The sequence below is a fragment of the Verrucosispora sp. ts21 genome, from assembly GCF_002879555.1.
GTDB lineage: Bacteria > Actinomycetota > Actinomycetes > Mycobacteriales > Micromonosporaceae > Micromonospora > Micromonospora gifhornensis.
This window is the reverse complement of sequence record NZ_PNOZ01000014.1, coordinates 67,387-90,225: the sequence shown is the minus strand read 5'-3', so window position 1 is coordinate 90,225 and position 22,839 is coordinate 67,387. Positions and strand designations below refer to the sequence as shown.

Annotated in this window: 24 protein-coding genes and 1 pseudogene; 13 read left to right on the top strand and 12 right to left on the bottom strand. The window is 67.8% G+C overall.

The features are described 5' to 3' along the window. Positions 1–420 precede the first annotated feature (420 nt). Positions 421–939, bottom strand: a complete 519-nt coding sequence (locus C1A38_RS08650; RefSeq protein WP_102657306.1) for a hypothetical protein — start codon at positions 937–939, stop codon at positions 421–423. Positions 940–1,115: 176 nt separating this feature from the next. On the opposite strand from C1A38_RS08650, the gene C1A38_RS08645 reads away from it, so the two are divergent. From C1A38_RS08645 to C1A38_RS08625, 4 genes and pseudogenes are all read left to right on the top strand, one after another. After that, positions 1,116–2,195: an XRE family transcriptional regulator gene (locus C1A38_RS08645; RefSeq protein WP_233196714.1), complete on the top strand. Its 1,080-nt coding sequence runs from the start codon at positions 1,116–1,118 to the stop codon at positions 2,193–2,195. 180 nt (positions 2,196–2,375) lie between these two features. Then, a complete protein-coding gene (locus C1A38_RS08640) occupies positions 2,376–2,621 on the top strand; it encodes a hypothetical protein (RefSeq protein ID WP_102657305.1) in 246 nt (81 codons plus the stop codon). Then, a pseudogene (locus C1A38_RS32385) lies at positions 2,581–3,024 on the top strand (hypothetical protein). Before C1A38_RS08640 ends, C1A38_RS32385 begins: the two are co-directional and overlap by 41 nt. Further along, positions 3,021–3,317: a hypothetical protein gene (locus C1A38_RS08625; protein ID WP_102657302.1), complete on the top strand. Its 297-nt coding sequence runs from the start codon at positions 3,021–3,023 to the stop codon at positions 3,315–3,317. Before C1A38_RS32385 ends, C1A38_RS08625 begins: the two are co-directional and overlap by 4 nt. Before the next feature lie 38 nt (positions 3,318–3,355). Here C1A38_RS08625 and C1A38_RS08620 read toward each other — a convergent pair whose 3' ends face one another. The 3 genes from C1A38_RS08620 to C1A38_RS08610 form a co-directional block, all read right to left on the bottom strand. Further along, positions 3,356–3,739: a hypothetical protein gene (locus tag C1A38_RS08620; protein WP_102657301.1), complete on the bottom strand. Its 384-nt coding sequence runs from the start codon at positions 3,737–3,739 to the stop codon at positions 3,356–3,358. Positions 3,740–3,926: 187 nt separating this feature from the next. Beyond that, complete coding sequence (locus C1A38_RS08615; protein WP_102657300.1) at positions 3,927–4,322, bottom strand: hypothetical protein; 396 nt, start codon at positions 4,320–4,322, stop codon at positions 3,927–3,929. Between the two features lie 207 nt (positions 4,323–4,529). Continuing rightward, complete coding sequence (locus tag C1A38_RS08610) at positions 4,530–5,693, bottom strand: polysaccharide deacetylase family protein (protein WP_102657299.1); 1,164 nt, start codon at positions 5,691–5,693, stop codon at positions 4,530–4,532. Positions 5,694–6,091: 398 nt separating this feature from the next. Between C1A38_RS08610 and C1A38_RS08605 the strand changes: the two genes are divergently transcribed. After that, a complete protein-coding gene (locus tag C1A38_RS08605; protein WP_102657298.1) occupies positions 6,092–6,574 on the top strand; it encodes a hypothetical protein in 483 nt (160 codons plus the stop codon). Between the two features lie 241 nt (positions 6,575–6,815). Next, a complete protein-coding gene (locus C1A38_RS08600) occupies positions 6,816–8,021 on the top strand; it encodes a M14 family zinc carboxypeptidase (protein WP_199180137.1) in 1,206 nt (401 codons plus the stop codon). 171 nt (positions 8,022–8,192) lie between these two features. Here C1A38_RS08600 and C1A38_RS08595 read toward each other — a convergent pair whose 3' ends face one another. Beyond that, a complete protein-coding gene (locus tag C1A38_RS08595) occupies positions 8,193–8,717 on the bottom strand; it encodes a hypothetical protein (RefSeq protein WP_102657296.1) in 525 nt (174 codons plus the stop codon). A gap of 60 nt (positions 8,718–8,777) precedes the next feature. Here C1A38_RS08595 and C1A38_RS08590 point away from each other — a divergent pair, with 60 nt between their 5' ends. Beyond that, positions 8,778–9,179, top strand: a complete 402-nt coding sequence (locus C1A38_RS08590) for a hypothetical protein (protein WP_199180136.1) — start codon at positions 8,778–8,780, stop codon at positions 9,177–9,179. A gap of 64 nt (positions 9,180–9,243) precedes the next feature. Here the strand turns inward: C1A38_RS08590 and C1A38_RS08585 are convergent, their stop codons facing one another. Next, positions 9,244–9,684 (bottom strand): VOC family protein, encoded by a 441-nt coding sequence (locus tag C1A38_RS08585; RefSeq protein WP_502696925.1) that lies wholly within the window; start codon positions 9,682–9,684, stop codon positions 9,244–9,246. A 374-nt stretch (positions 9,685–10,058) separates the two neighbouring features. On the opposite strand from C1A38_RS08585, the gene C1A38_RS08580 reads away from it, so the two are divergent. After that, positions 10,059–10,460, top strand: coding sequence for an Imm50 family immunity protein (locus tag C1A38_RS08580; RefSeq protein WP_102657294.1), 402 nt, complete (start codon positions 10,059–10,061; stop codon positions 10,458–10,460). Between the two features lie 620 nt (positions 10,461–11,080). Here the strand turns inward: C1A38_RS08580 and C1A38_RS08570 are convergent. From C1A38_RS08570 to C1A38_RS08560, 3 genes are read right to left on the bottom strand one after another with little or no spacing between them, the layout of a single operon-like run. Continuing rightward, on the bottom strand, positions 11,081–11,395 hold the full coding sequence (locus C1A38_RS08570) for an AzlD domain-containing protein (RefSeq protein WP_102657292.1): 315 nt from the start codon (positions 11,393–11,395) through the stop codon (positions 11,081–11,083). After that, entirely contained in the window at positions 11,392–12,189 is a 798-nt protein-coding gene (locus C1A38_RS08565; protein WP_102657291.1) for an AzlC family ABC transporter permease, read from the bottom strand. Before C1A38_RS08565 ends, C1A38_RS08570 begins: the two co-directional genes overlap by 4 nt. Beyond that, a complete protein-coding gene (locus C1A38_RS08560; protein ID WP_102657290.1) occupies positions 12,186–12,920 on the bottom strand; it encodes a PIG-L deacetylase family protein in 735 nt (244 codons plus the stop codon). Before C1A38_RS08560 ends, C1A38_RS08565 begins: the two co-directional genes overlap by 4 nt. Positions 12,921–13,135: 215 nt before the next feature. Here C1A38_RS08560 and C1A38_RS08555 point away from each other — a divergent pair, with 215 nt between their 5' ends. From C1A38_RS08555 to C1A38_RS08540, 4 genes are read left to right on the top strand one after another with little or no spacing between them, the layout of a single operon-like run. After that, positions 13,136–13,708: an OsmC family protein gene (locus C1A38_RS08555; protein WP_233196712.1), complete on the top strand. Its 573-nt coding sequence runs from the start codon at positions 13,136–13,138 to the stop codon at positions 13,706–13,708. A gap of 3 nt (positions 13,709–13,711) precedes the next feature. After that, the gene (locus tag C1A38_RS08550) at positions 13,712–14,923 is read left to right on the top strand and encodes an NAD(P)-binding domain-containing protein (protein ID WP_102657289.1); all 1,212 of its coding nucleotides are present in this window, start codon (positions 13,712–13,714) and stop codon (positions 14,921–14,923) included. Continuing rightward, complete coding sequence (locus tag C1A38_RS08545) at positions 14,910–16,106, top strand: NAD(P)/FAD-dependent oxidoreductase (RefSeq protein WP_199180135.1); 1,197 nt, start codon at positions 14,910–14,912, stop codon at positions 16,104–16,106. The genes C1A38_RS08550 and C1A38_RS08545 overlap by 14 nt, the downstream gene beginning before the upstream one ends. Beyond that, on the top strand, positions 16,103–19,210 hold the full coding sequence (locus C1A38_RS08540; RefSeq protein WP_146017485.1) for an ATP-binding protein: 3,108 nt from the start codon (positions 16,103–16,105) through the stop codon (positions 19,208–19,210). Before C1A38_RS08545 ends, C1A38_RS08540 begins: the two co-directional genes overlap by 4 nt. 38 nt (positions 19,211–19,248) lie before the next feature. Here the strand turns inward: C1A38_RS08540 and C1A38_RS08535 are convergent, their stop codons facing one another. Together C1A38_RS08535 and C1A38_RS08530 are read right to left on the bottom strand one after the other, a co-directional pair. Then, entirely contained in the window at positions 19,249–19,944 is a 696-nt protein-coding gene (locus C1A38_RS08535; RefSeq protein ID WP_102657286.1) for an Ntn hydrolase family protein, read from the bottom strand. Positions 19,945–20,087: 143 nt separating this feature from the next. Beyond that, entirely contained in the window at positions 20,088–20,600 is a 513-nt protein-coding gene (locus C1A38_RS08530; RefSeq protein WP_199180134.1) for an SMI1/KNR4 family protein, read from the bottom strand. A gap of 176 nt (positions 20,601–20,776) precedes the next feature. Here C1A38_RS08530 and C1A38_RS08525 point away from each other — a divergent pair, with 176 nt between their 5' ends. Continuing rightward, entirely contained in the window at positions 20,777–21,865 is a 1,089-nt protein-coding gene (locus C1A38_RS08525; RefSeq protein WP_102657284.1) for a hypothetical protein, read from the top strand. Positions 21,866–21,978: 113 nt separating this feature from the next. Here C1A38_RS08525 and C1A38_RS08520 read toward each other — a convergent pair whose 3' ends face one another. Then, on the bottom strand, positions 21,979–22,758 hold the full coding sequence (locus tag C1A38_RS08520) for an HAD family hydrolase (RefSeq protein ID WP_102657283.1): 780 nt from the start codon (positions 22,756–22,758) through the stop codon (positions 21,979–21,981). Positions 22,759–22,839: the final 81 nt, after the last annotated feature.

Sequence of the window (22,839 nt, the reverse complement as noted above, 5' to 3'; positions counted from 1 at the left end):
CGGACGCAGCGAACAGCACGAGGCTGAGCGATAGCGTCACGAGGTGGAGGGCTCGATGGTCTTTGGACGCCCTAGCCCCCCGGGCACTTGCAATGGCCGCAACTAACGATACTGGCACTGCGATTACAAAGTTGACCACCAGCGTTACCGTAGCTGCGAGAACTAACGCGACACTGAGGAGCTCACGCGAACTCCACCCTGCGTTTCGTTCGACCGGCAAATCCATCGTAACCGGGCCCCCTGCTCTGGCTCACCAGGTGCTGGCAACTATTAGAGGACAGAGCATACCCGATCGCCGCTGGCCGTACCAGAAGCTGTACCCTTGGCGCGCAGGCAGTGCTCGGGATGGCTCACATCCCAGCCGCCAACGCCGAGGATGAAACGGTGCTTCGCCCAGCCGCGTCCCTGGTTGCTAATTACCTAAGCGCCTGAGGACTTGACGCCGTCATAACGCCAACCGATGGTCTTGGTCTCGCCATCTGCCTCGTGAATGCGCACGGACGTGACGGTGCTGCCTGACGCGCACCAATAAATGTTCGTCCAGAAGGTGTAGAGGGTGTTGCCGGCAGCGGCTTGCGCTCCGTCCCTTGTCCTTCCATACCAGCACCCCGTGGCAAGCGCATCGAACACCTCGTCTGCGCTTTGCCCATTGGCAGCGGCGTTACGCGCGACTGCATCGGCGGGTTCGATCTCCACTGAAAGGGTGGAGGTGACGGGGATCATCACGTGGTCGAAGGCAGCCCGCTCGGTAGGCGACAACCCACGGTAGAATGCTTCCGGATCGCTAGCGTTGAACACCCGCGTCACGACGTCCTCGGCACTGCTGACGCCAGCGTCGACGGCAGGTGCCGGATGGGCGACACCCAACACGATGGCAGTCATGGCCGAAACGGCGATGCCATACCTTCGGATGGCGGACATAATGTTCTTGCTCCTCAAAACTCCTCCTCGAGAGGGCGGATCGTGCTGACTCCCTGCCGCATTTGATCGTTGTTCGAGGGGGATCGCTGTGCCTCGCCGAGCTATACCTGCTGACCCGTCGGTGGGTGAGCGTATCCGGGCCCCGGCGCGAGTTGCGTGGCTGGAGTATCCGGCATGCCGCGAGTCGTGCGGGTATCTCGCATACGACGTGGTCGCGGATCGAGCGTGGCGTTCAGCGTACGGATCGGTACATGGTGGTTGATCTGGCCGCTGCCCTGGAGTGTTCGGTGTTCGACCTTACGGGGCAGCCGTATACGCCTGCTGATCGGCAGCTTGATGGTGCGCGTATCGACGCCGAGCGGGTGTGGCGGGCGATGATGGCGTATCCGTTCGATGGGCCGCCGGTCGTCGGGGCGGCCACTGTGGAGCAGGTGGCCCGGGAATCGTCGCTGGTGCGGGATCTGTACGGCCGGTGCGATTACGCCGGGGCCCTGCGCCGGCTGGTGGACCTCCTTCCGGCACTGCATGGTGTGACTGATCAGCGGGCGGCGTACCGGTTGATGGTGCCGGTGTACGGGGTGGCGATGGGTTCGTTGCTGAACGTGGGTTACTCGGCCCACGCTTGGCTGGCAGCGGAGCGTTGTGCGGAGGCTGCGCACCTGCTTGATGACCCGGTTGCGGTGGGGGTGGCGGCGGCGAATCGGGCTCGGGTGTCGGCGTACACCGGCGCGTACGGCCCGGCGCGGGCGTACTGCGATCGGGCCGGAGCGGACCTGGAGGGCAGCGGTGCGGACACCGCGCTGGATGTGCTCGGGTTCCTGCACCTGGCCCGCGCGCACCACCTCGCCGGCACGAAGGATCAGACCACGGCCGAGGAGCACCTCGACGAGGCGGCGCGGATCGCCGCGCACACCGGGGAGACGACAAGCTGGGACCTGTTGTGGGGGCCGAGCAACGTGGCGCTGTGGCGGATGGCCTACCTGCTCGACACCGGACGTCCGCAGGAGGCGTTGCAGGCGGCTGCCGGGGTGGCGGTTGGGGAACTGCCCGCCGTGCGGCAGGTGTATTACTGGCTGGACATGGCCCGAGCGATGGTGGCGGCTGAACGGGAACGAGACGCAGTGCGGATGCTGCTGGCGGCCGAACGGGTCGGCCCGCAGCACACCCGGTCGTCGACAGCGGCACGAGAGATCGCACGTGGGCTGCTGCGCGGCGGGCTAGTTTCCACGGAACTGCGGGGCCTGTGCGAGCGTATGGGGATCTCCGCCCAGTAGTGGTGCGTAGGTGTGCCATCACCCACCGTGCCGTCCATAGCGTTCCGATAAGGACATGGCGGCAGGAAGCACCCGTTGCGCCGGCCGTGTCCGCCGGGTGGCGACGTCATCCCGAGCGCGACACCTGACAGCCGCGCTGCCGTCGTCACCCGCCCACCCGCGACGAGGGAGGCGGAACCTGTGGCAATCCGGTCCGAGCTGTACGACATCCTGCGGTGGCTGCTGCGACGCGCGGACTCACCCCCGCCGCCCGGAACGGGCCAACGCCACCAGGCCGCCGAGCAGGCCGCAGCGCAGCGGAGGCTGCTGGACCAGGCGAAGAGGTCACGGGACACGTACCGGCACCGCGAACCGATCCAGACCACGCCGTACGCGCCGACAACGCGTGATCAGCGCACCGGGGACGCGACAGGGAGCCACCGGTGAGCCCAGCGCGGGCAGGTTTTCCTGCCGTACCGCCCTCAGGCCACCGGAGAGTCTCGTACGACGAGTACCTGTCGGCTACCGCGTTGACCTTTGCCCGGCGGCATCGTCCGGTCTGGTGTTGGCGGCGGTGGCGGCGAGTCTGCCGCTGCGGAGCCGACCTGCCCTGCCGTGCTCGGCACCGGATTCCGATCAATCGTGGTCACTGGCCTGGGGAGGGTGAGCAGTGACCGGCGGGCCGGAACGGACGATCCTCGCCGTGCACGTTCGCGGGCTCGACGGCATGTGTGCTGGTTGCCGGGTGTGGTGGTCGCGGCTGGTGCCGTACCCGTGTTGGCAGGTGGAGTGGGCGACCAGTCGGCAGGCTCGCGCGAGCGTGGCCCGGTTTCTGGGTGGTGTGCGGTGACCACCCACGGCCCGGTGATGCCGATCTGGAGTTGTGGTGGCTGTGATCTGCCGTGGCCGTGTCCGACGCGGCGGCGGGAGTTGCGCGCGGAGTACGCGGGCGCGCCGGTGTCGCTGGCCCTCTACCTCGGCGTCTGTCTCGTGCAGGCCGCCGAGGACATGCCCTGGGCGCCGGCCGGTGCGCTGCACCGACGGTTCATCGGCTGGGCGAGGCAGCCGTCGGAAGTACAGCAGCGAAGTACAGCAACCGTGCCAGCCGAACCCGACCGGGACGAGCGTCACCAGGCCCGATGACCTCGTATCAAGCCCGATCCGACCGGCCTGCCGAGAGTTCACACCGAAGGGGTCCGGGCCTGCCGCGCCGCGAGGTACTTGCCGACTGCGAACCCGAGCGCCGCGCTGACGCAAGCGGGGATGGCGGCGAGGACCAGGACGAGGGCGTCCCCGGCGACGCTGTGGTAGGGCGAGTTCAGCCATGTGCCGGCGTAGAAGGCAGCCAGAAGCAGCACCAGCGCCGGCACAGCCCAACTTCCGTGGATCCGACGGCCCAATACCAAGCCGACCAGCAGGCCAGCAACGCTGAGGCCGACAGCCATGACAAGGAGAGCGGCAGGGGCGCGTTGAACCGAGCCGCCAGCACCAGCCGCAAACCACCCCGCAGGCACGCCGAGCCCAACCGCCAGGATGCCTGCCCACAAGCGGCTGTCGAGTCGCATAACCGGACCGTAGCAACATGCGGAGAGTTGCCCGCCGGCTCGCTACGTGCCCGCAAGGCCGGTCAACAAGGGTCGCCAACAGCGCCTACCATCGCCGGACCGTAGGCCCGCGGGCGGAGAGCCGACCTGGTTACCAGCACCGCCGTAAGGGCGTGCCCGAGAGCCAAGGCACCTTTCCAACTGCCGGTTAGGGCTGGTGCTGGGCTCGTCTGGCCAACACGAAGTCCGCATAGTCCTCCCCGGCAACCCCGTGGTTGACCCACCGCTCCGGGGAGGCCCCAGTGTCCCGCTCCGCCAGCTCCAACGCTTCGGCCGGGTCTTGAACGTGGCCGATCACGCGGCCATAGCCCGTGTCGTCTTCGTATTGGGGGTCGAGGGGCGGGAACATGCAGAGATCGTGGTCGTGCTCGTCGTCCAAGTCCTGTACGTCATGGACGGACACGTTGTAGCCGTCCTGCCAGGGCCAGACCGAGACCCAGCGGATGCCTCGGACGCCCGCCAGCGTGATGGGTCCGACGAACTGCTCAACTTCCTTCATGCGACCGAGCGCGCCGAGGACGAACGACCGGGTGATGTAACGCACGCCCGGAGGCTATCCCGAATGCCCAGGAGTCGAGCTGGGTGACAACCGGGGCGCACAGCCACGGACTTCCACGGCCGCCTGCTGGTGTGCCGAGCGGGCGGGCCCGACGTGAGGTCGAGCCCGCCCGGTTTCGGTCCGGTTCTCCGGTGTTGGCCTAGCCCGCCAGGCTGTCGTCCTGGCCGCCGGCGAACAGTGGATCAGCGATGGTCATCGTGCGACGAGGCTGAATCGCTGGTTGGTGCCGCCGTGGCAGTCGTAGAGCTGGATCTGTGCTCCGTTGGCGGTGCTCCAGGCGTCCAGGCAGCGTCCGGACTGGACGTTGCTGATGGTGCCGTTGGAGTTGACGTTCCATTGCTGGTTGCCTTGGCCGTGGCAGGCGTAGATCTGGACGGCGGCGCCGTTGCCGGAGCCTGCTGCGTCGAGGCACATGTTGCCGTACACCCGAAGTTGTTTGTCTGAGGTGTAGGTCCAGGCTTGGTTGGTCTGTCCGTGGCAGTCGTAGAGCTGTACCCGGGTGCCGTTGTTCTGGGAGGCGTTGGGTACGTCGATGCATCGACCCGACTGGCTGCCGACGATCTGGCTGGCGGAGCCGGAAGGCGGAGGCGTGGTCGGCGGCGGAGTGGTCGGCGGGGGAGTGGTGGGGGGCGGAGTGTCGTCCGGCGCCACCGCTCGGCCGGTGCTCGGTGAGATCATGCCGGTACAGAGGTTGCGGCTGGTCAGGTTTGCCATGATCTGCGGAATTGCGTTGCGGGTGTTCTGAATGCCGTCGTGCATCAGGATCACCTGGCCGGCCTGGAGACGGCTGGCGTTGGAGACGATCTGGCTGACGCTGGCGCCGTTCCAGTCCTGGGAGTCGACGTCCCAGATCACCTGACGCAGGCCGAGCGACGAGGCGACCGACTGGAGGGTCGAGTTGGTCTCCCCGTAGGGCGGGCGGAACAACTGCGGCCGGACGCCGGTCGCCGCCTGGATCGCTGCGTTGGTCTGGGAGAGGTCCGACTGCATCTGGCTCTGGTTCATCGAGGTCATGTGCGCGTGGTTCCAACTGTGGTTGGCCACCCACATGCCCGCGTCGACCTGGGCCCGCGCGGCGGACGGGTTGCTCTGCACAGTCTGCCCGACGTTGAACATGGTCGCCCGTGCGCCGTTCGCGCGAAGCACGGACAGCAGTGCGCTGGTACTGCTGTTCGGCCCGTCATCGAAGGTGAGGGCGACGTACCCGTTGCAGACGGCGGCGCTGGACGGAGTGGCGGCGACCGCGAGACCGACGGCACTCAGCGCCACGGTGGAGGCGAGCGCGGTCAACCGGACGGCGAGACGCGATTTTCGGGGGGCGGACGGGCGGCGGGAGCCGCCGATACTGGCGTACATGTGCAGGTCCTCCTTGGGACGGATGGCACCTGACGACGCATGGTTTTAATCGACAGGGCTTGATGCCATCGCGCTCGGAGTATTGCAACGGCGTTTCGAACACGTCAATGATTTCCGGAAGTTTTCCGGAAGTTCCGGAAAGGGCTGGCTGGTCGGCCGCGACCGCCCAATGCTGGCACGCGTACGGCGGCGTTGGCGCGGCCCAGCACGTGGGGCTGGCTGAGCACGTTCTCTACAAGATCGGCTGTCGGCCGTTTCCAGTCTCAGGACCTGTGTGACAGATCAGTCTCGGGACGTGGGCGACGCGTTCGGCTGGACGGCCTCCCGTGCGCTCCGCCGCAGGTGCGATGATGCCGACGCTCGTACCAGCTGCGGGGTAGCGGGAGTGGAGGGCGGCAGTGAGATACGTCAGCGTTGAGCGTACGCACAACGGCATTGCTCTGGATCCCGACGCGTACCTGCGGCAGTTGCCGTCGCTTGCTGACTCGTTGCCCGAAGGAGCACGCAGGTTCGCCACTGACCCCGGCCACTATGACTTCTTCGGTCGGCGGTGCGTCAAGGACCTCAAGCCCGCACGACTGACGTCCGGTGGAACCGGCGGAAGCGCGTGGATTGAGCTGTACCTGCGGCACAACTGCTGGAAGCACGAGGAAGATCTGACGATCCGGTACAGCGGCGTGCAGAGCCTGACGATTGAGCCGGCCGACCAAGGGCTGGACGTGGTCCAACTTCAGGACGTGGTGCTGGACGAAGTGATGCCGCACGAACACGGGTGCCGACACGAGATCGTCTGTCTCGCTGGGAGGCTGATCGTGACGGGCCAGGACCTGGCGGCAACCTGGCGGCACGCCGACTGCCCGGAGCGTGAGCCGAATCAGTAAGCCGGCTCGGTCTCCTCCTGCCTTCACCTAATCCCACCGATTGCTGTCTCACGAGTCACACAACGTCACGACTTTACCGGGGTCCTGACTCGACGCCGAAAGCTCAAGGTTTTCTCAAATGCGGGCGCCGAGCTACACTCAAACTTACTGACGCATTTAGCTTCGTCGCATCCGATTGGCGCGGCCGCCCTACCGGAAAAACGGCTCCAGCTCATGACTTGTACAACTGTAGGAGGCCATGATGAAACGACGCATATTCGTGTCGACAATTGTCGCATCGTTGGGTGCTGTCACGCTTTTCGCGCCGTCCTCGTCGGCTGAGAACGGAAACGCCGACTGCAGGAACCTTCCCGGCGAGCGGGCCACCTCCGGGTGGACCAGCTACGAGGAACTCGGCAAGCGACTCGCTCAGATCGAGGCGACCAGCCACGGCCGCGTCAGCGTGGACGTCATCGGAAAGTCGCATCGGGGTCGGGACATCTACGCGGCGCGGGTCGGCACCGGTGACCGTGTACTGCTGATCACGAGCGAGATTCACGGCAACGAGAAGACCGGCCCCGAAGCCGTGCTGCAGATGCTCAAGACCCTCGGATCCAGCGGCAGTCCACAGGCCAAGGCGATCCGCGACAACTTGACCATCGTCGCTGTCCCGAAGTTCAACCCCGACGGTGCGGAGCTGAACCGTCGGCAGAACGACTTCCCGTGGAGCGAGGTGGTCGAGAAGTTCCCGCAACTGGCCGGAACGAACCCGCCGTACTACTACAGCAACGGCGCACAGGGCTTCGACATCAACCGGGACTTCAGCGCGGACCTCACCGCCGAGCCGTCCCCCGAGACCCGGCCGACGAACGAAACCCTTCCCGGCATGTACCTGACCAACGAGTCCCGGGCGCTGCGTGACCTGTACGTCAACCTCCGGGACGAGTTCGGCAAGGTCCACGCCTACGTCGACCTGCACCACATGGGTCCGTGCAACCAGAACAACGACACCGAGCAGTACGTGACGGTGTCGCTGGACTTCCCGCCGCTCGGCTCGGAGGTCGACGGCAACCCGCGGTACGCCGACTGGCCGTTGCTCGACCAGGATGCCTCTCGCCGTCACGCGCTGGCTGCCGCCCTCGGCATGATCGACCACGGGGGTAACGGATCGGGAACCAACTCGCCCTTCGTCGGCGGGGTGAGCCGTTACGTCCACTACCAGGTCGCCGACGGATACAGCTACGACCGGGACTACGCCGGCCAGGCCAGGTCGGCCTTCGCCCTCAACGGCACCGCCTCGGTGCTGTTCGAGGTGCGTGGCCAGTCGCACGCGTGGGGCCAGAAGCAGAACGGCATGCTGACCCAGGTCGTGCAGGCCGGCCTCTTCGGAATCGCGGACCGGATGGCGGACAGGTCCGTCGACAACCTGAACGGCAACCACTTCTACGATCTGCCCAAGTACTGGTGAGCCACAGAGTCGAACGAACCACGGCAACTGCCTAGACCCTGACATCACCACATGAATCAACGGCCACCGCCCAGCATGGGCGGTGGCCGTTGAGCGCGCCCGGTCCGTACCCGATGTTGGGGGCAATGTGGGTCAACAGCGGCGGCAGCTAGCGGGAAGGCTGTCGAGCCCCTAGGCAGGTCCAACGCCTTCATCATCGGCTCGACACCCGCTTCGGACCTTGCCCGCCGCGATCCGGGACGCCGCCTTGCGCAGAACGCCGGGCACGAGCCGGCGATGCAGGATCGACAACGGAGGCCAGACCAGGTGCGCCAGCCAGCGGTCGTAGCGGAGAAACGTTCCCAGCGCCACGCTGTCACCGGTCGCTTGGACGACCATGTTGGCAGCCAGGAACCAAGAGGTGGCTTCGAGTCGGATCCATTCGTCATCCTGCTCGGCGATCTGCCAGCCGGCTACGGTGTCCGCCGACACGGTCCGGCTGAGCCGCAGGCCCATCAGGCCCCGCCACAGAAACAGCTCGATGGCGTCGGGCGTGTCACCGAACATCACCCGGGCCCACAATTCGACCGGTGCGGCGGCGTCGGTCGGCAGCAGGAAGTGGTCGGCGTAGTCGATCCGAGACAGGGAGCTGAGGGTACGCACCGACGCGGGCAGACGTTCGACCCCGATGGTGCTGACGGTGGCTCCTGCGCCCATGGGACAGCTCCATTCGCAATATACGGTGCCGTATATTGCCGTGATGCGCTGCTGCGCGCGATGCTCGACGTGTGGGAGCGCGAGAGTACGGACGAGGTGATCGCGCGCGTCCAGCGTGAGGGTGGTGACCCGCGCAGCCAGATCCAGCGGGCCGGTGTGCTCACGTTCTCAAGTAGCCGGTTGCTGCCGATCGACCTCGCGATCCGCACCTGGGCGCGGCGCGATGAGATGGTCGCCGAGCGGCTGCGCGCGGTGGACAACCGGCGGATGGCGCTGCTGCGCCAGATGATCGGCGCCTTCTATGCGGACCCGGAGGAGATCGAGGCCCGCGCCCTGCTCGCCTTCTGCATGGCGATTGGCGTGCACTTCCTGGCCGCCGATCACGAGCAGCGCACCCGGGGTGAAGTTGCGCAGCGCGCGGTCGACCTGTTGCTCGATCGCGCGCCCCGCCCCGCAGGCTGATCGTTGCTTTGGGGGCAGGTCAGGTCGAGCGCTCGGGCGTGTCGAAAAGCGGGCGCGCAGTCGACTACGTGGCGTTGGACCAGGCACGGCTGGACAGTACGAGTCGATATCCGTCGGGGTCCTCCACCGTCACACCCCATCGATCCCAATATGCACCCTGGGCGATTCGGTGGCCACCAGCCTTTTCGAGCCCGGCGATCATTGACTCATCGACTGGCGTGCCCAGATACAACACGAGCAGGTCTTCGGGTGTCGGTGACGGGCCAACCTTCAGGTTGGGTCCTCCGACAAGTTCGAGATGCCATGAGGCCTGCGGCCAGCCGAGCATGATCAAGTCATGCTCGACAGGAGAGTCGGCCACCGCACGGTACAGCACGTGCAGCCCGAGCCCTTCGACGTAGAACCGTTCAGCGGCGGCCAGGTCACCACTCGGGCGAGCGAGGCGGATTGCCGCCGTAGGGTCGATCATCCGAACAACTCCGTTCTCTCGGTCGATGACCACCATCGACGCTCAACGTGACTTGAGGTCAACGTTCGCATCTGCCGTGAGACCTCGGTGTCTGTCTCGTGTAGGCCGCCGAGGGCACGCGCTGGGCACCGATCGGAGTCTGCACGCCGACGATGTCCAGCCGACCGATGCGGGTGGCGTCGACGAGTACAGGCCCCGGAAGCGGCCCGCTTCCGCTCCGTTCAGCAGGAGTTCGCGCGTCAGTTCGGCCTCTTCTAGATCATCGCCCCTCGAACGACGGGTCGAACCCGGCGACGTCGCGGGGAGCCTTCGGGCAGGCTCGGGTTTGCGGACCTTGAAGCGGGCGATCGTCGGCGGCAGCCGGGATGGCAGGATTGGCCTCGTTCTGACGAGCAACGGGAGGTGCCAGGATGTCTGACTGGGTTGATCTCCTGAGCGAGTCGCACGGCGTCCGGGCGATTTACGGTGAGAACCTGCCGGCGCTGACGTCGGTTGACCTTCACGAGTTGGTACTGCATCGCGATGGGCCACGCGCTACGTTGCGCTTTGACCTTTCCCTGTTTCCCAAGTCGCCACCGAAGAAGTGGGCGGATCAAGGTTTCAACGTCGTTCAGGTCCAACTTACGCTGGTGGATGTGCTGCACCTGACCGTAGCCGGTTGGACGACCCGCACTGTGCTTGACATCAATGTCGAGCGAAGGGAGAAGGTGCTCTCGTTGAGGGCGAACAATGGACCGGTGGGAATCAATATTGACGCCCGTCGGCTTGTTCTGTCGCACCTGTCGGCCTATTGCCGTGCCGCGGATGGGTGACTATCTGGGTGACGACGGGTACGAGCGGCGGCGGACGTCCCAGGCCACGAATGAGGCGCTCTAGGTTCCGCTTCAACGTCTGAACGCCTTAGCATGCGGCGTGGCAGATGATCCGGTGTTCGCGGCAGTGCTCGATAGTCTGAGCGGCTGCACAACCGTCCGTGCTGCGACCGCTCCACGTGTTCGGCGCAGCGCCCAGCTACGTACCGATGCGATTGCAGACGGCGGTCACCACCGCCGAGAGCTGAGACATGGTGCTCGTGGCGACGCCCGACCCGGATGTCGGACAACCGGGTGGGCGACGGACATTGCGGCCGGTGCGCCGCGTCCTGAGATCATGTGACTGTGTCTCGGAGCAGCCTTGCCCTGATCATCGGTGGCTTCATGGCGATCACGGCCACCGTAATTTGCTGCTGTGCTCCCCTTCCCCTCCTTATGCAACCGCAGCCTCCCTGGGACGACGTCGGCGCTCAACAGTCAGACTGGGACAGGGTCGTGACGTGGCTTATCGCGGCCGGTAGCGCCCTCCTGCTTGGCGCGTATCCCCTCTTGGCCTACGGCCTTGTCGAGTGGCGGGCGAAGCGTCGAGCGTCGCGGGCGGCGCAGCAGCGTCGGTGAGGTCACATCAGCGCGTCGGCGAGCCAGTAGGTGGGCATTCCCGCGAGCATCGCCACGTAGGGCTTGCCTGTTCCTGCGGTTCCCGCGACGGCCGCGACAACAGCAAGGACGACGGGTGTGGCTGCGGAAAGTCCGGGTGCGGAAACCACCAACACGGTGAGGCTGGCTGCGGCGAGGGCGGCGAAGGCTGCTGGTGCGACCATCTCGGCGCACGCTTCCAGTCGCGGAGGGAGGATCAGCCGGTCGGTCAACGTCATGCAGATTCGCATCGCGTAACTGCCGATGCCGGCGACGAGGATGACGAGCCAGGGGTTCATAGCGGGTGCTCCTGTGTGGATGGAGCCGGCGTGGCGGTCGGGCCCGGGCGGTCTTTGAGCGACGTGAGGTATCCGGCTGCGAGTCCCGCGGTGATGCCGACGACGATGCCGAGGTTCAGCGGCGCGGCGATGCACGCGCCCGCCACGACGCTGCTGACCACGACGGCACGACGGGTTGCTCGCTGACGCAGACTCGGTACGACCTGGCCGACGAGGTAGAGCGGCATGAGCAGCTCCAGGCGAAGACCCTCGGGAACGCTGGCCCCGACGACCGCGCCGACGCCGAGCGCGGTCAGCCAGCCCACCCACAGTAGGACGGCTGCGCCTGAGTAGAAGGCGTGCGATGACCGTAGATCTCCCAAGCCCCCGTCAGGGGTCAGCCGCTGGCCGCCTTGGCGGGCTGCCGCAAGCACCCACCGGTGGTGCTCGTAGCGGCGTATGCCGACGACGAAGGACGGGTCGATGAGCAGGTAAGCGGCGAGCAGCCGCCACCACAGCGGCGTCCCGCGCCAGTATCGGGCGAGCGCCGCCGAGTAGAGCACAAGTCGCAGGTTGATGACGAGTACGGTCGCGATCACCGTGGCTGCGGCCGCTCCGCTGTCCAGCAGTTGGATCGCGGCGATCTGGGCGCTGCCGCCGTAGATCGTCGGCCCGGTGAACCAGCCGACCGCCGAAGGGAGACTCGCCTGCCCTGCGGTGACGCCGATGATGAGGCCGAACGGCGCCACCGCGACCAGCCACGGCAGCATGCTTCGCATTCCCGCGGCGACATCCCGCCCCTGCTGGAGTCTCATCTGGCTGCGGGGCTGTCCGGGACCAGGGTCGCCTCCACGAACGATTCCTGACTGACCCACCGGGTGTAGCGGGAAAGGCCCATCAGTGTGATCAGTCCGCTCGTCTGGGACGCCTGTTCGGTGAGGGCACGGAGCTTGCGGGCGAGCGTTCTGTCGTCCAGCAGGAGTTCCACGGCGAGTTGGTCGTGATCCACCGCGAGCGGATATCCGTCCTGGAAGATGGAGAAATCGCGGTGGACGTCACTCCACCTGTGCGCCCAGTCGTGGCTGACGGCAGCGTGCAGCAGCCGGGTGCCGGCAGGAGCGGTCCGGCGGAATGCGCTCTCGACCCAGGCTGACACCGCCTGATGGTCCGGGTGCCCCGTGTGGCCATCCGGACCGAAGGTCACGATCGTGTCGGGCCGGATCTCGTCGATCAGCTCGGACAGCCGGGCGACCGGCTCGGCTGGGGCAACGTTTGCGCATTCGCCGTCGGAGTAGCCCAGCCAATGGTGCTTCGTGACGCCGAGCACCCGCAGGCTGCGCGTCAACTCGTCCTGGCGGATCTCCGCCAGTCGATCCGGTGGCCATGTCAACGGGTCGGGCGTGCCGCGTTCACCCCGGGTGGCGGTGACGCAGACGACCTCCGAGCCGGCGTCACGGGCCATCGCCATCAGACCGGCCGACAGGTACGCCTCGTCGTCGGGGTGTGCCCAGATTCCCAGTATCGAGCCCAGCTCATCGACGTTCATCACGCACTCCAAGATTGAGAATGGTGCTCCAGCAAGCGGCTTGAGAAGGTACGAGCCGCACCTTCCCGCAACCTTCCCGACGTCCCGACCGGGTGATCAAAGAGTTGGGAAGGTTGTGGGAAGGCGGGGTTCGTAGCTTTCCCGGCGTTGCCTGCTCCGGTTGTCACCGCGACGAAGTCGGGGTCCGGAAACGGGCGACCCAGGGGAGAAGGACTGTGGGTACGACTGCGAAGCGCATTCCGCTCAATGGCGTTGACACGCCGACCCTTTTTGCCACGCTCGATGCCGTGCGGAGCCAGCCGGAGCTGGCGGAGTTCCAGTTCCGGGCGGTCAACCGGTGGGTCAGTGGCACCCACAACCGCAGCGAGATCCAGGGCTTCTACGGCGCCGGCCAGGAGGACGCGAGCCGCACCGAGCCGTTCACCTACGATTCGGATCACCCGAAGGTGCTGGTGGGCGGGGGAAACGGTCCCGCGCCGGTGGAGTATCTGCTGCACGCGATCGCGTCGTGTCTCACGTCGGGCCTGGCGAACATCGCGGCGGCCCGCGGGGTGAAGCTGAACTGGGTTGAGGCGATCGTCGTCGGCGACATCAACCTGCTCGGCATTCTCGGCATGTCCGAGGAGGTACGTAACGGGTACCAGGGGATTTCGGTGAGCTTCCGGATTTCCGGGGACGCCCCGGACGACGTCCTGCGGGGGTTGATCGAGCAGTCACGTCGCCGTTCGGCTGTCTACGACGTGTTCACCAACGGCGTACCGGTCGCCATCGACGTGACAACCGAGTAACCCGTGCCGACCACCGATACGGTCATCATCGGTGCGGGCCACGCGGGGCTGGCGGTGAGTCACTGCCTCACCGGGTACGGCATCGAGCATGTCGTACTCGAACGCGGCCAGGTGGCGCAGCGGTGGCGGTCGGGCCGGTGGGACTCATGCCGGCTACTGACGCCGAACTGGCTCTCCCGGTTGCCCGGCTGGTCCTACCAGGGCGACGACCCCGACGGGTTCATGTCTGCTGCGGGTTTCGCTGACCACCTGTCCGCGTACGCCAGGATCAGCCGGGCGCCGGTGCGGGAGAACACCACTGTCATCGGGGTTCGGGGTGACGGTGAGAGTTATCTGGTGTCCACCGACGCGGGCACGTGGCGGACGCGCTGCGTCGTCATCGCCACCGGGTACCACTCCCGGTCGCTGGTGCCGGCGCTGGCTGGCGGGTTCTCGCCGACGATCACTCAGATCGGCGCGGCCGCCTACCGGAATCCCACACAGTTGCCCGTCGGTGGCGTCCTCGTGGTGGGGGCGTCGTCGACCGGGGTGCAGATCGCCGATGAGCTGGCCCGGTCCGGCCGTGAGGTGACCCTGGCGGTCGGCGAGCACACACGGATGCCGCGGCGGTACGGCGGCTGGGACGTGTTGTGCTGGCTCGACCGCCTCGGGAGCCTGGACCGCACTCTCGACGAGGTGCCCGACCCGCACCGCGCCCGCCGGGAGCCGTCGTTTCAGCTCGCGGCCGGCCGGGCGCTCGATCTGGGCGTGCTGAGGGATCGTGGAGTTCACCTGGCCGGCCGTCTGGTTCGAGTGGACGGAGGGCAGCGGGCGGTCTTCGCGGACGATCTCCAGGACACGACGACGCGGGCCGAGAACCGGTTGCGCCGGGTGCTGGGCGCGATCGATCGGTACGCCGGTTTCACCCACGCGGCCGACGTCCCGTCCCTTGTCATCGACGGCGGGGTACGACAGGTGACCGGTCTGAGTTCCGTGGTGTGGGCCACCGGGTTCCGACCCGACTACCCGTGGCTGCAGGTACCGGTGCTGGACAGCGCCGGTCACCTGCGGCACCGACGCGGGATCACCGAGGCGCCGGGGCTCTTCGCGGTCGGGTTGCGGTTTCAGCACCGACGCAACGCCACTCTGGTCGACGGCGCCCGGCACGACGCGGCGTATCTCGCCGAGCAGATCGCCGTGCGGCTCCGCCACCGAAACATCAATGTCGCCACGTAGCTATTCAGTAGGGGAGGTCGGCGTGACGGAGGACTACGACGTAGTTGTCGTCGGGGCCAGGCCGGCGGGTGCCGCGACGGCACTACTGCTGGCACAACAGGGTCTGCGGGTGTTGGTGTTGGAACGGGCGAAGCCCGGCGCCGACACACTCTCGACGCATGCCCTGATGCGGGCGGGCGTCGCCCAACTCACCCGATGGGGTCTGCTGGATTCCATCGTGGTGGCCGGCACGCCTGCGGTGCGGCGTACCCGCTTCCACTATCCGGGTGAGCAGGTCACAGTGTCGATCAAGCCTGCTGCCGGCGTGGAGGCGCTTTACGCCCCTCGCCGTACGGTTCTGGACCGGCTTCTCGCCGAAGCCGCCGAGAACGCCGGCGCGACAGTTCGGTACGGCGTCACCGTCACCGGCCTGGAGCGTGACCGGTCCGGGCGAATCATTGCCGTCGTGGGGCACGACCACTCGTCGGCGCCGGTGCGCGTGCGATCCTGGCTGACCGTCGGCGCCGACGGTGCCGGGTCGACCGTGGCTCGCCTGGTGGGGGCACCGAACATGCGGGTCGGAAGCGCCAGCAGCGCGATCGTCTATGGCTACTGGGACGGGCTCGGGGTCACCGACTACGAGTGGTTCTACCGACCGGGTGCAACGGCAGGAATGATTCCCACAAACGACGGCAAGGTGTGTGTCTTCGCCGGAACCAGCGCCCAGAGGTTCAATCAGGAGGTGGGTGGGGACCTGCGGGGTTCGTACCTGCGACTGCTCGCCGAAGCGACCGGTCCGGCGGCCGCCGGGCGGCTGCCCGAGTCGCTCGCGCCGCAACGGCTGCACGGGTTCCCTGGGCGTCTTGGACACCTGCGGCAGGCCCACGGGCCGGGATGGGCGCTGGTAGGGGACGCCGGTCAGTTCATCGACCCGTTGAGCACGAATGGGATAACCGATGCGTTGCGTGACGCAGAACTGCTTTCGCGGCAGGTCGAATCGATTGTGTCCGGTGCTGGGGAGAATGAGGCGCTGGCCGCATACCAGACGGAACGGGATCGGCTGGCGACACCAATTTTTGACGTCGTCAATGAACTCGCCGGCTACCGGTGGGACGTGCCAACGGTACGTGAGTTGCTGCTGCGACTGAATTCCGCTTTCAGCGCCGAGGTGGAGGCGCTGACCGGCGTTACCCTTAAAAGGTGAGAAATCGCGTCCAGGTACGCCTTCTTGGTGGATTCGGGGTGACGGTCGACACGGTCGCGGTGCCGGACACGGCCTGGACCCGACGCCAGCCGATCACGCTTGTCAAACTGTTGGCGCTCGCGCCGAACCGACAACTCCACCGTGAGCAGGCCATCGCGGCACTCTGGCCGGATTCCACAGTCGAAGAGGCGGCACCCCGGCTGCACAAGGCTGCCCACTACGCCCGCCGGGTCCTCGGCCCCGACAGTGTGGTCCTTCACCGGGAGTTGATCTCGCTCTTCCCGAACGCCGGGACCGAGGTCCGCATCGACGCGGTCGAGTTCGATGATCTTGCTTCGGAGGCGCTGAAACACGAGGACGCCGCGGCGGCCGGCCGGGCCGTCGACGCGTACGGCGGTGATCTTCTACCGGAGGACCGTTACGAGGAGTGGGCCCAGGGGTACCGTGAGCGACTGCGCCGCACGTACCTCGAGGTGTGTCGGCTCGCCGGGCGGTGGAGCGATCTGGTGGCAGCAGACCCGACCGACGTACGCGTCGGTGTGGCACTGATGCGTGAGCGTGCCGCGTCGGGCGACCATCACAGTGCGCTGCGCGTGTTCGAGCGTCTCGACCGGGCCCGTCAGCTCGAACTCGGTGCGACGCCCGACGCGGAGGCGCTGGCGTTGCGCGAGGCGCTGATCGGCCCGACCTCGCCGCGGGCCGCAAGCCAGTCCCTGGTCGGGAGGAGGCGGGAACGAGTCGAGTTGGAGCGGGTGATCGAGGAAGCCGCAACGGGACACGGCCGTGTGGTCCTCCTCGCCGGCGCAGCCGGCATGGGCAAGTCCACCCTCGCCGCATGGCTGCGCGAGCGGGTCGTCGCCCGTGGCTGGCGTACCGGTAAAGGTGTTGTCTCGGCGGTCGAAGGCGCCTGGCCCTTCGCTCCGGTGTTGGAGGCGCTTGCCGACCTAGCCCGCCGCCATCCCACCCTGCTCGACGGCCTCAACGACCGCTACCGGGCCGATATCGACCGGGCATTGTCCGGGGAGGTCGGGAACTGGGCCGGCCAGAGCGCCACGCAGCGGTTGTTCATCGCGGTGGCCCAACTGGCACGCCTCGCGGCAGCCGGGCCCGGTCTGCTGCTCATCGTCGAGGACGTCCACGACGCGGACGAAGGCACCATGCGGCTACTGCGCTACCTGGTCCGCACCTGCCGGGACGAACGGCTGGTGCTCCTGCTCACCCACCGACGTCAGCCGACCACAGACGCCTTCGAGCGGATCCGCAACAGCCTGCTCGGCCGGTCCGGCGCGCTCGACCTCGCGCTGCCGTCACTGACCCAGTCCGAGACCGCCGCGCTCGTCGCCGCACAGGCACCGCACCTGCCCGACGAAGTCGTGGAACACATCTGGTCGATTTCTGGTGGAGTCCCGTTCACGGTCAGCGAGCTGGCCCGCTCGGCCGTCGACGGAGAACTTCGCGCACCCGCCGAGGCGGTTCTCGGCTCGCTGGACCCACCCACCCGTGCGGCGCTGGAACGCGTGGCGCTCATGGGCTCCACCTTCGACACCGACGGGTTCATCGCGATGAGCGATCTGCCCGAGGAACAGGCGTTCGACTGCCTGGACGCCGCCCTGGCCGTCCTGGTCATCGAGCGGACCCTGACCGGCTTCCGATTTCGCCATCCGCTCATCCGCGAGGCCCTGCTGGACGCGGTTCCGCCGCACCGGCGTCCGGCCCTGCACCGCTCCTGCGCGCGCCGCCTGATCGAGTTCGGCGCGTCACCGGCACGCGTCGGCCACCATCTGATCGCCGCAGGTGACACCGATGCCGCTGTGCCTTTCGTGCTGCGCGCCGCGCAGACCGAGGTGGCGGTCGGCGCCTTCCGAGACGCCCTGTCCCTGGTGGAGTCGATTCTCGGCGCGGCCCGCGACGAGGACCTGGTAGCGGCCCTGACCCTGCGAGCCGACGCGCTCGCCGCGATCGGCGACGCCGCAGCACTCGCCGCCTACCGTGAGGCGCTCGCGGTGGCCGACCAACGGCAGGCTCGAGTGCTGCGGGCAAGGATGGGCCAGCTCGCGGTGGTGTCCGGGGACACCGACACGGCAGCGGCGATCCTGGACGGTCTGGAGCCCGACGGCGGGCCGGACGATTCGGCCGTCCTCCTCGCCCACGGTGCTCTCGCCTACTTCACCGGTGACATCGAGGGTGCCAGGGCGGCGGTCGCCGATTCGCTCCGCGCCGATCCGGCCCAAGGCTCCGCCCTGCTCCAGTCGAATCTGGTCGCCCTGCGCGGATTGATCACGCACACCCGTGGTGAATGGAACCACACGCTGCGCGCAGAGCTGATGCGTACCCGCGACGACCCCGGGCTGGCCACCACCGTCTCCGACGCGCACCTCTGCGTCGCCGAATATCTGCTCTACGGGCCCACACCCTACGAGGACGTCATCGATCTCGCTCAAGGCCTGCGCCGTACCGCCCAGTCCTCCGGCGTTCTCCGGGCTGTCGCCTTCGCCAGAGCACTGGCCGGCGAGGCGGAACTACTCGCCGGCAATCTCGACGAAGCCGAGCGCGAACTCAGCACGGCCGTCGAGCTGCACCGCGAGATCGGCGCCACCGCCGGCGAGGCCCACTCGTTGCAGCGGCTCGCGGAGCTGCACCTCACCCGCGGTCATCAGTCCACCGCGACGCGGCTACTTCGTCGAGCCCTTCCCCTGGCGCGTGCCTCAGTGCTCGCCCCCCACCTGATTCAACGGATCTACGGCACGACGGTGGCCGCAGCGGACTCGCCGGAGGCCGCCCGGACGGCCATCGACGCGGCGAAGGCCGCCATGGCCCAGACCGACTCCTGCGAGTTCTGCGCCATCATGTTCGAGGTGCCTGCGGCCATCACCTGCGTCCGCATCGGCGACCTGGACGCGGCGCGGACGTTTCTCGCGGCTGCGGAACGGTCAAGCACCCTCTGGGAGGGTACGGCGTGGCAGGCCGCCACGCTGGAAGCCCGCGCGCGTCTCCTGGCAGCCGAAGGCGACACGGAGCAGGCACGGCAACTGCGCCACCGCGCGGCAGACATTTTCGACGATGTCGCACACCCACTGGACGCGGCCCGTTGCCGCGCCGGCTGATCCCGGTGCCTCGCGGGAGCCGCCGATCATCGACGGCGTCAGTCGAACAGTCGGTCGAGCGCTTCCTGTTCGAGGTCGCACCAGCGTTGGACGTCTTTCAACGCCTTGACGATTTCCTTCTCTTCGAGGTGGTGGGCGCCCTCCTCGCGGATGCACGCAATGCTGAACGGCCTGCCGACCGACGGTGAGGTCCGCTCCAGAGCCTCCAGCACCCGTGCCACTCCCACCACGCCGTACTCGGCGGTGCGGGTGGTCATCCGGAAGTGGGACAGCAGCGCGCCGGCCTGCTGGGCCATGGGTGCGCCGGAGCCGATGGCGTGGAAGCCCACATCCTCGTAGCGGCCGATGAGCCCGTTGGGGTTGATCTCCACGATCCACGGCCCGCCCTGGCTGTAGCCGGCCGCGAGCAGGTACGCCGACACCCCGCCGCCGCTGCCCTCGCCGGGCACGTCCGGAATGTAGTTCTGGTAGTGCTTCTTGAAGACGGGCAGGACGCGCTCCTGCAACTCGTCCCCGATGTCGGGTGCTTCGAGGATGGCGGTGGCCGACTCCTCGAGGAGGGGGCGCAGGTCGTTGAGTACTCCGCGTGCGCCGCTGCCGCCCCAGGCGGCGCAGGTGCCCAGTGGGTGCAGCTTCTGGGCGGGGAAGCTCAGACCGCGGCCGCTCTCGGTGATCTGGGAGTCCGCGCCGATCACCACCCCGTCGCTGCAGACAACGGCGAGTACGACGGTCATGGGGTCCTCCTGGCAGGGGTGAGGGGTTGGGCGCGAGGTACCCGGCCGTCCGTCTGCCTACACCCCGAACTGCAGCCAGACGCCGACGCGCTCGGTGACCCTGTGGCGCCCACCGAGGGCGTGCTGGTCCTGCAGCCACGAGGTCATGGTGTCGGATCCGCCCGGACCTCCGCTTCGAGTTCGGATTCGTCGACGAGGCCGGCCACGAAGGTTTCGAAGTCGGGGGCGAGGACCGTGATCCGGTAGTTCCACTCCTGGTCGACGTGTACGACGGCCGGCTCGCCGGCCGAACGGTAGTCGAGGGCGATCATGTCGTGGCCCGCCGACGGGCAGTCGGCGATGTAGACGCCGATGTCGGGGTAGCCCCATTCCGCGACCCAGAACGCGCTGCCGAACTCGCCGCACAAGCTGAAACGAGCAGTTCGACCGATCGCGGCGAGCATGTCCACGCCGACGTGGTCTTCCGCCCATGAGGTCGGGCTGGGTGCAGGGTGGGCGGTACGGGCGAGCGAGCCGCCGTTGTGCCGACGGGCCAGATCGACGTACGCGGTGGGCAGTTGCCGCCCAAGCTGCGCCTGCACCGACCGCAGGACCTCGTCGGTGAGCGGGTCTTCCAGCGGGTCGGCTCCGTCGAAGACGGCTTCGGGATCGAGCACCGGTCGATGGTAGTCGGTGGAAACAGCGCTTCTGTTCAGGAGTCGCGATGACCGACTTTGATACATGCCGGAGGTGATTGTTTCACGACACCGAAACATTGGCGCTGCTGATTGTGACCCAGTCGTTACAGCTCGCACACTCCTGTGCGTCATGTTCCGGTCGAACGGAGGAACACATGCGTCTCCGATCACTCGTCAGCACAGCGCTGGCTGCGGTCCTGGCCGCCGCCGGCGCACTCATGCCGACGGCACCTGCCGCAGCCGCCACCGCTGACCGTTGGGGGTTCGCCTACGTCAACAACCCCACCGTGCCGGCCTGGACCGTGCTCGACACCACCCGGCAGTGGGGCAGCTGGAAGACGGCATTCCCGACCGCCTGGGCCCAGGGTGCCAAGCTTGCACCTGGCCGGTTCCAGGTCCGCTTTCCGCAGGTAGGCGCCGGTCCGCGGGGCGTGCCGCACGTGACCCCGGTGAACCGGAGCGGGCATTACTGCGAGGTGGTCCGCTGGGGCCAGTCCGGTGCCGACCAGATCGTTGAGGTGCAGTGCCACCGGCCCGGCGGCGCACCCGACGACACTCCGTTCACCGTGCTCTGGACCACCAGCTCGGGCGTGTTGCCGGCCGGCAACTCCTACGCATACGTGCAGTGGGCTAGCGGCGCGTTGACGCAGTCGTACAACTCCACGGGCATGGCGAACGCGGCCGGGGCGTTCGGCGTCGGCCAGTACGCGGTGCGGCTGCCCGGGGTGGGGCTGCCCGACCTGCTCGCCGGCAACGTGCAGGTCACCGCCGTGCATCCGAACGCCAATCCCCGCCGATGCAAGGTCAACTCCTGGGGCCCGGTCAGCACCTACGTGCAGGTGGAGGTCTTCTGCTACGACCAGGCCGGCGCGTTCACCAACACCGACTTCGTCCTCTCGTACCACCGCCGACGGTCGGTGGTCGGCTCCTTCGGCCCGCCGAACTACATCGGATACCTGGGTACCGCCGTCGGCGGACCGACCAACGACAACTCGATGGCCGGTGTCGGTGCCAACACGGTGGTGCCGCTGGCGCCCACCGGCCGCTTTCTGGCGACCTTCCCGCAGCTCGGTGTCAGGGAGACGCACGCCCAGGTCGTGGCGCAGGGGCCGGGCAGCAACTACTGCCACCTCACCCAACCCTGGTCGTACACCACTGACGCCGAGGTCGACGTGATCTGCTTCGACAACGCCGGCATGGTCACCCCGCACCGTTTCCTGGCCACCTTCACGTCCCGGGTCTGACGGCGGGGCAGCGTCGGCGGTGGCCCCGGGGCAGGCCGCCGCCGACGCTGCGGCGTCCGGTTCCGCACCATCGCCGAGGTGTCGGCGCCTGGCGGGGCCGAGTAGACCCATCGTCACGTTCGGGCCGACGCTTCCCCTGTCGTTCCCCGGCTCTGGTGCAGCAGGGTGAGCAGGCCGTGGCCGTCGTCGATGCGGGCGTCCGGTCGCAGCTGGGGGTGCGGTGGTTCGTGGTCGGTGCGAGGGGAACGCATGAGGATCGCGGCAGCGGCACCGGCACGTCGGGCGCAGGCGACGTCGCGGTGCACGGTGTCGCCGATGAACCAGCACTCTCCGATCGGTACGCCCATGGCGTCGGCGGCCAACCAGGCCAGCCGCGGGTTGGGTTTACGGAGTCCGGCTTCGTCGCTGTAGAACTCGGCGGCGAACAGGTCGGACAATCCGGCGGCCGCGAGGAAGTCGCGATGCGCGGCCCCGCAGAGCGCGTTGCTGACCACGGCCATCGGCAGACCCGCAGCCGCCGCGGCGTGCAACGCCTCCGGGATCCCAGGGCGGACCTGCCAATCCGATCGCCAGGCCCAGGCGTACGCCAGTGGGGTCGCCGCCTCCTCGACCGCCGTGCGGGCCGGCGCGGGCCAGGAGTGGGTGACGAAGTCCGCCCACACCCGGGCGTGGGGCAGTTCGATGGGATCGTCGAGGTGGCCGCTGTCGTCGCGCCACCTGGCGTACGCCCTGCTGCCCTCGGTCAAATCGGTGATGATCTGCGCGACCGCCACGGTGTCGCCGACCAGGTCGGCCAGCCGCCGGACCAGGTCCGGTGGAGCCGGTGACTGTCGCGGAGCGTCGGCCAGGACGCCACCGAAGTCCAGCAGAAGCGCACGAGGCGATCGCAGCATGCCACCATCCTGGCGTACGCGAAGATGCGCCGGACGCCATAGGGATCATGCACGCCGGGTGGGGCGGTGCGCTCGGCAGGC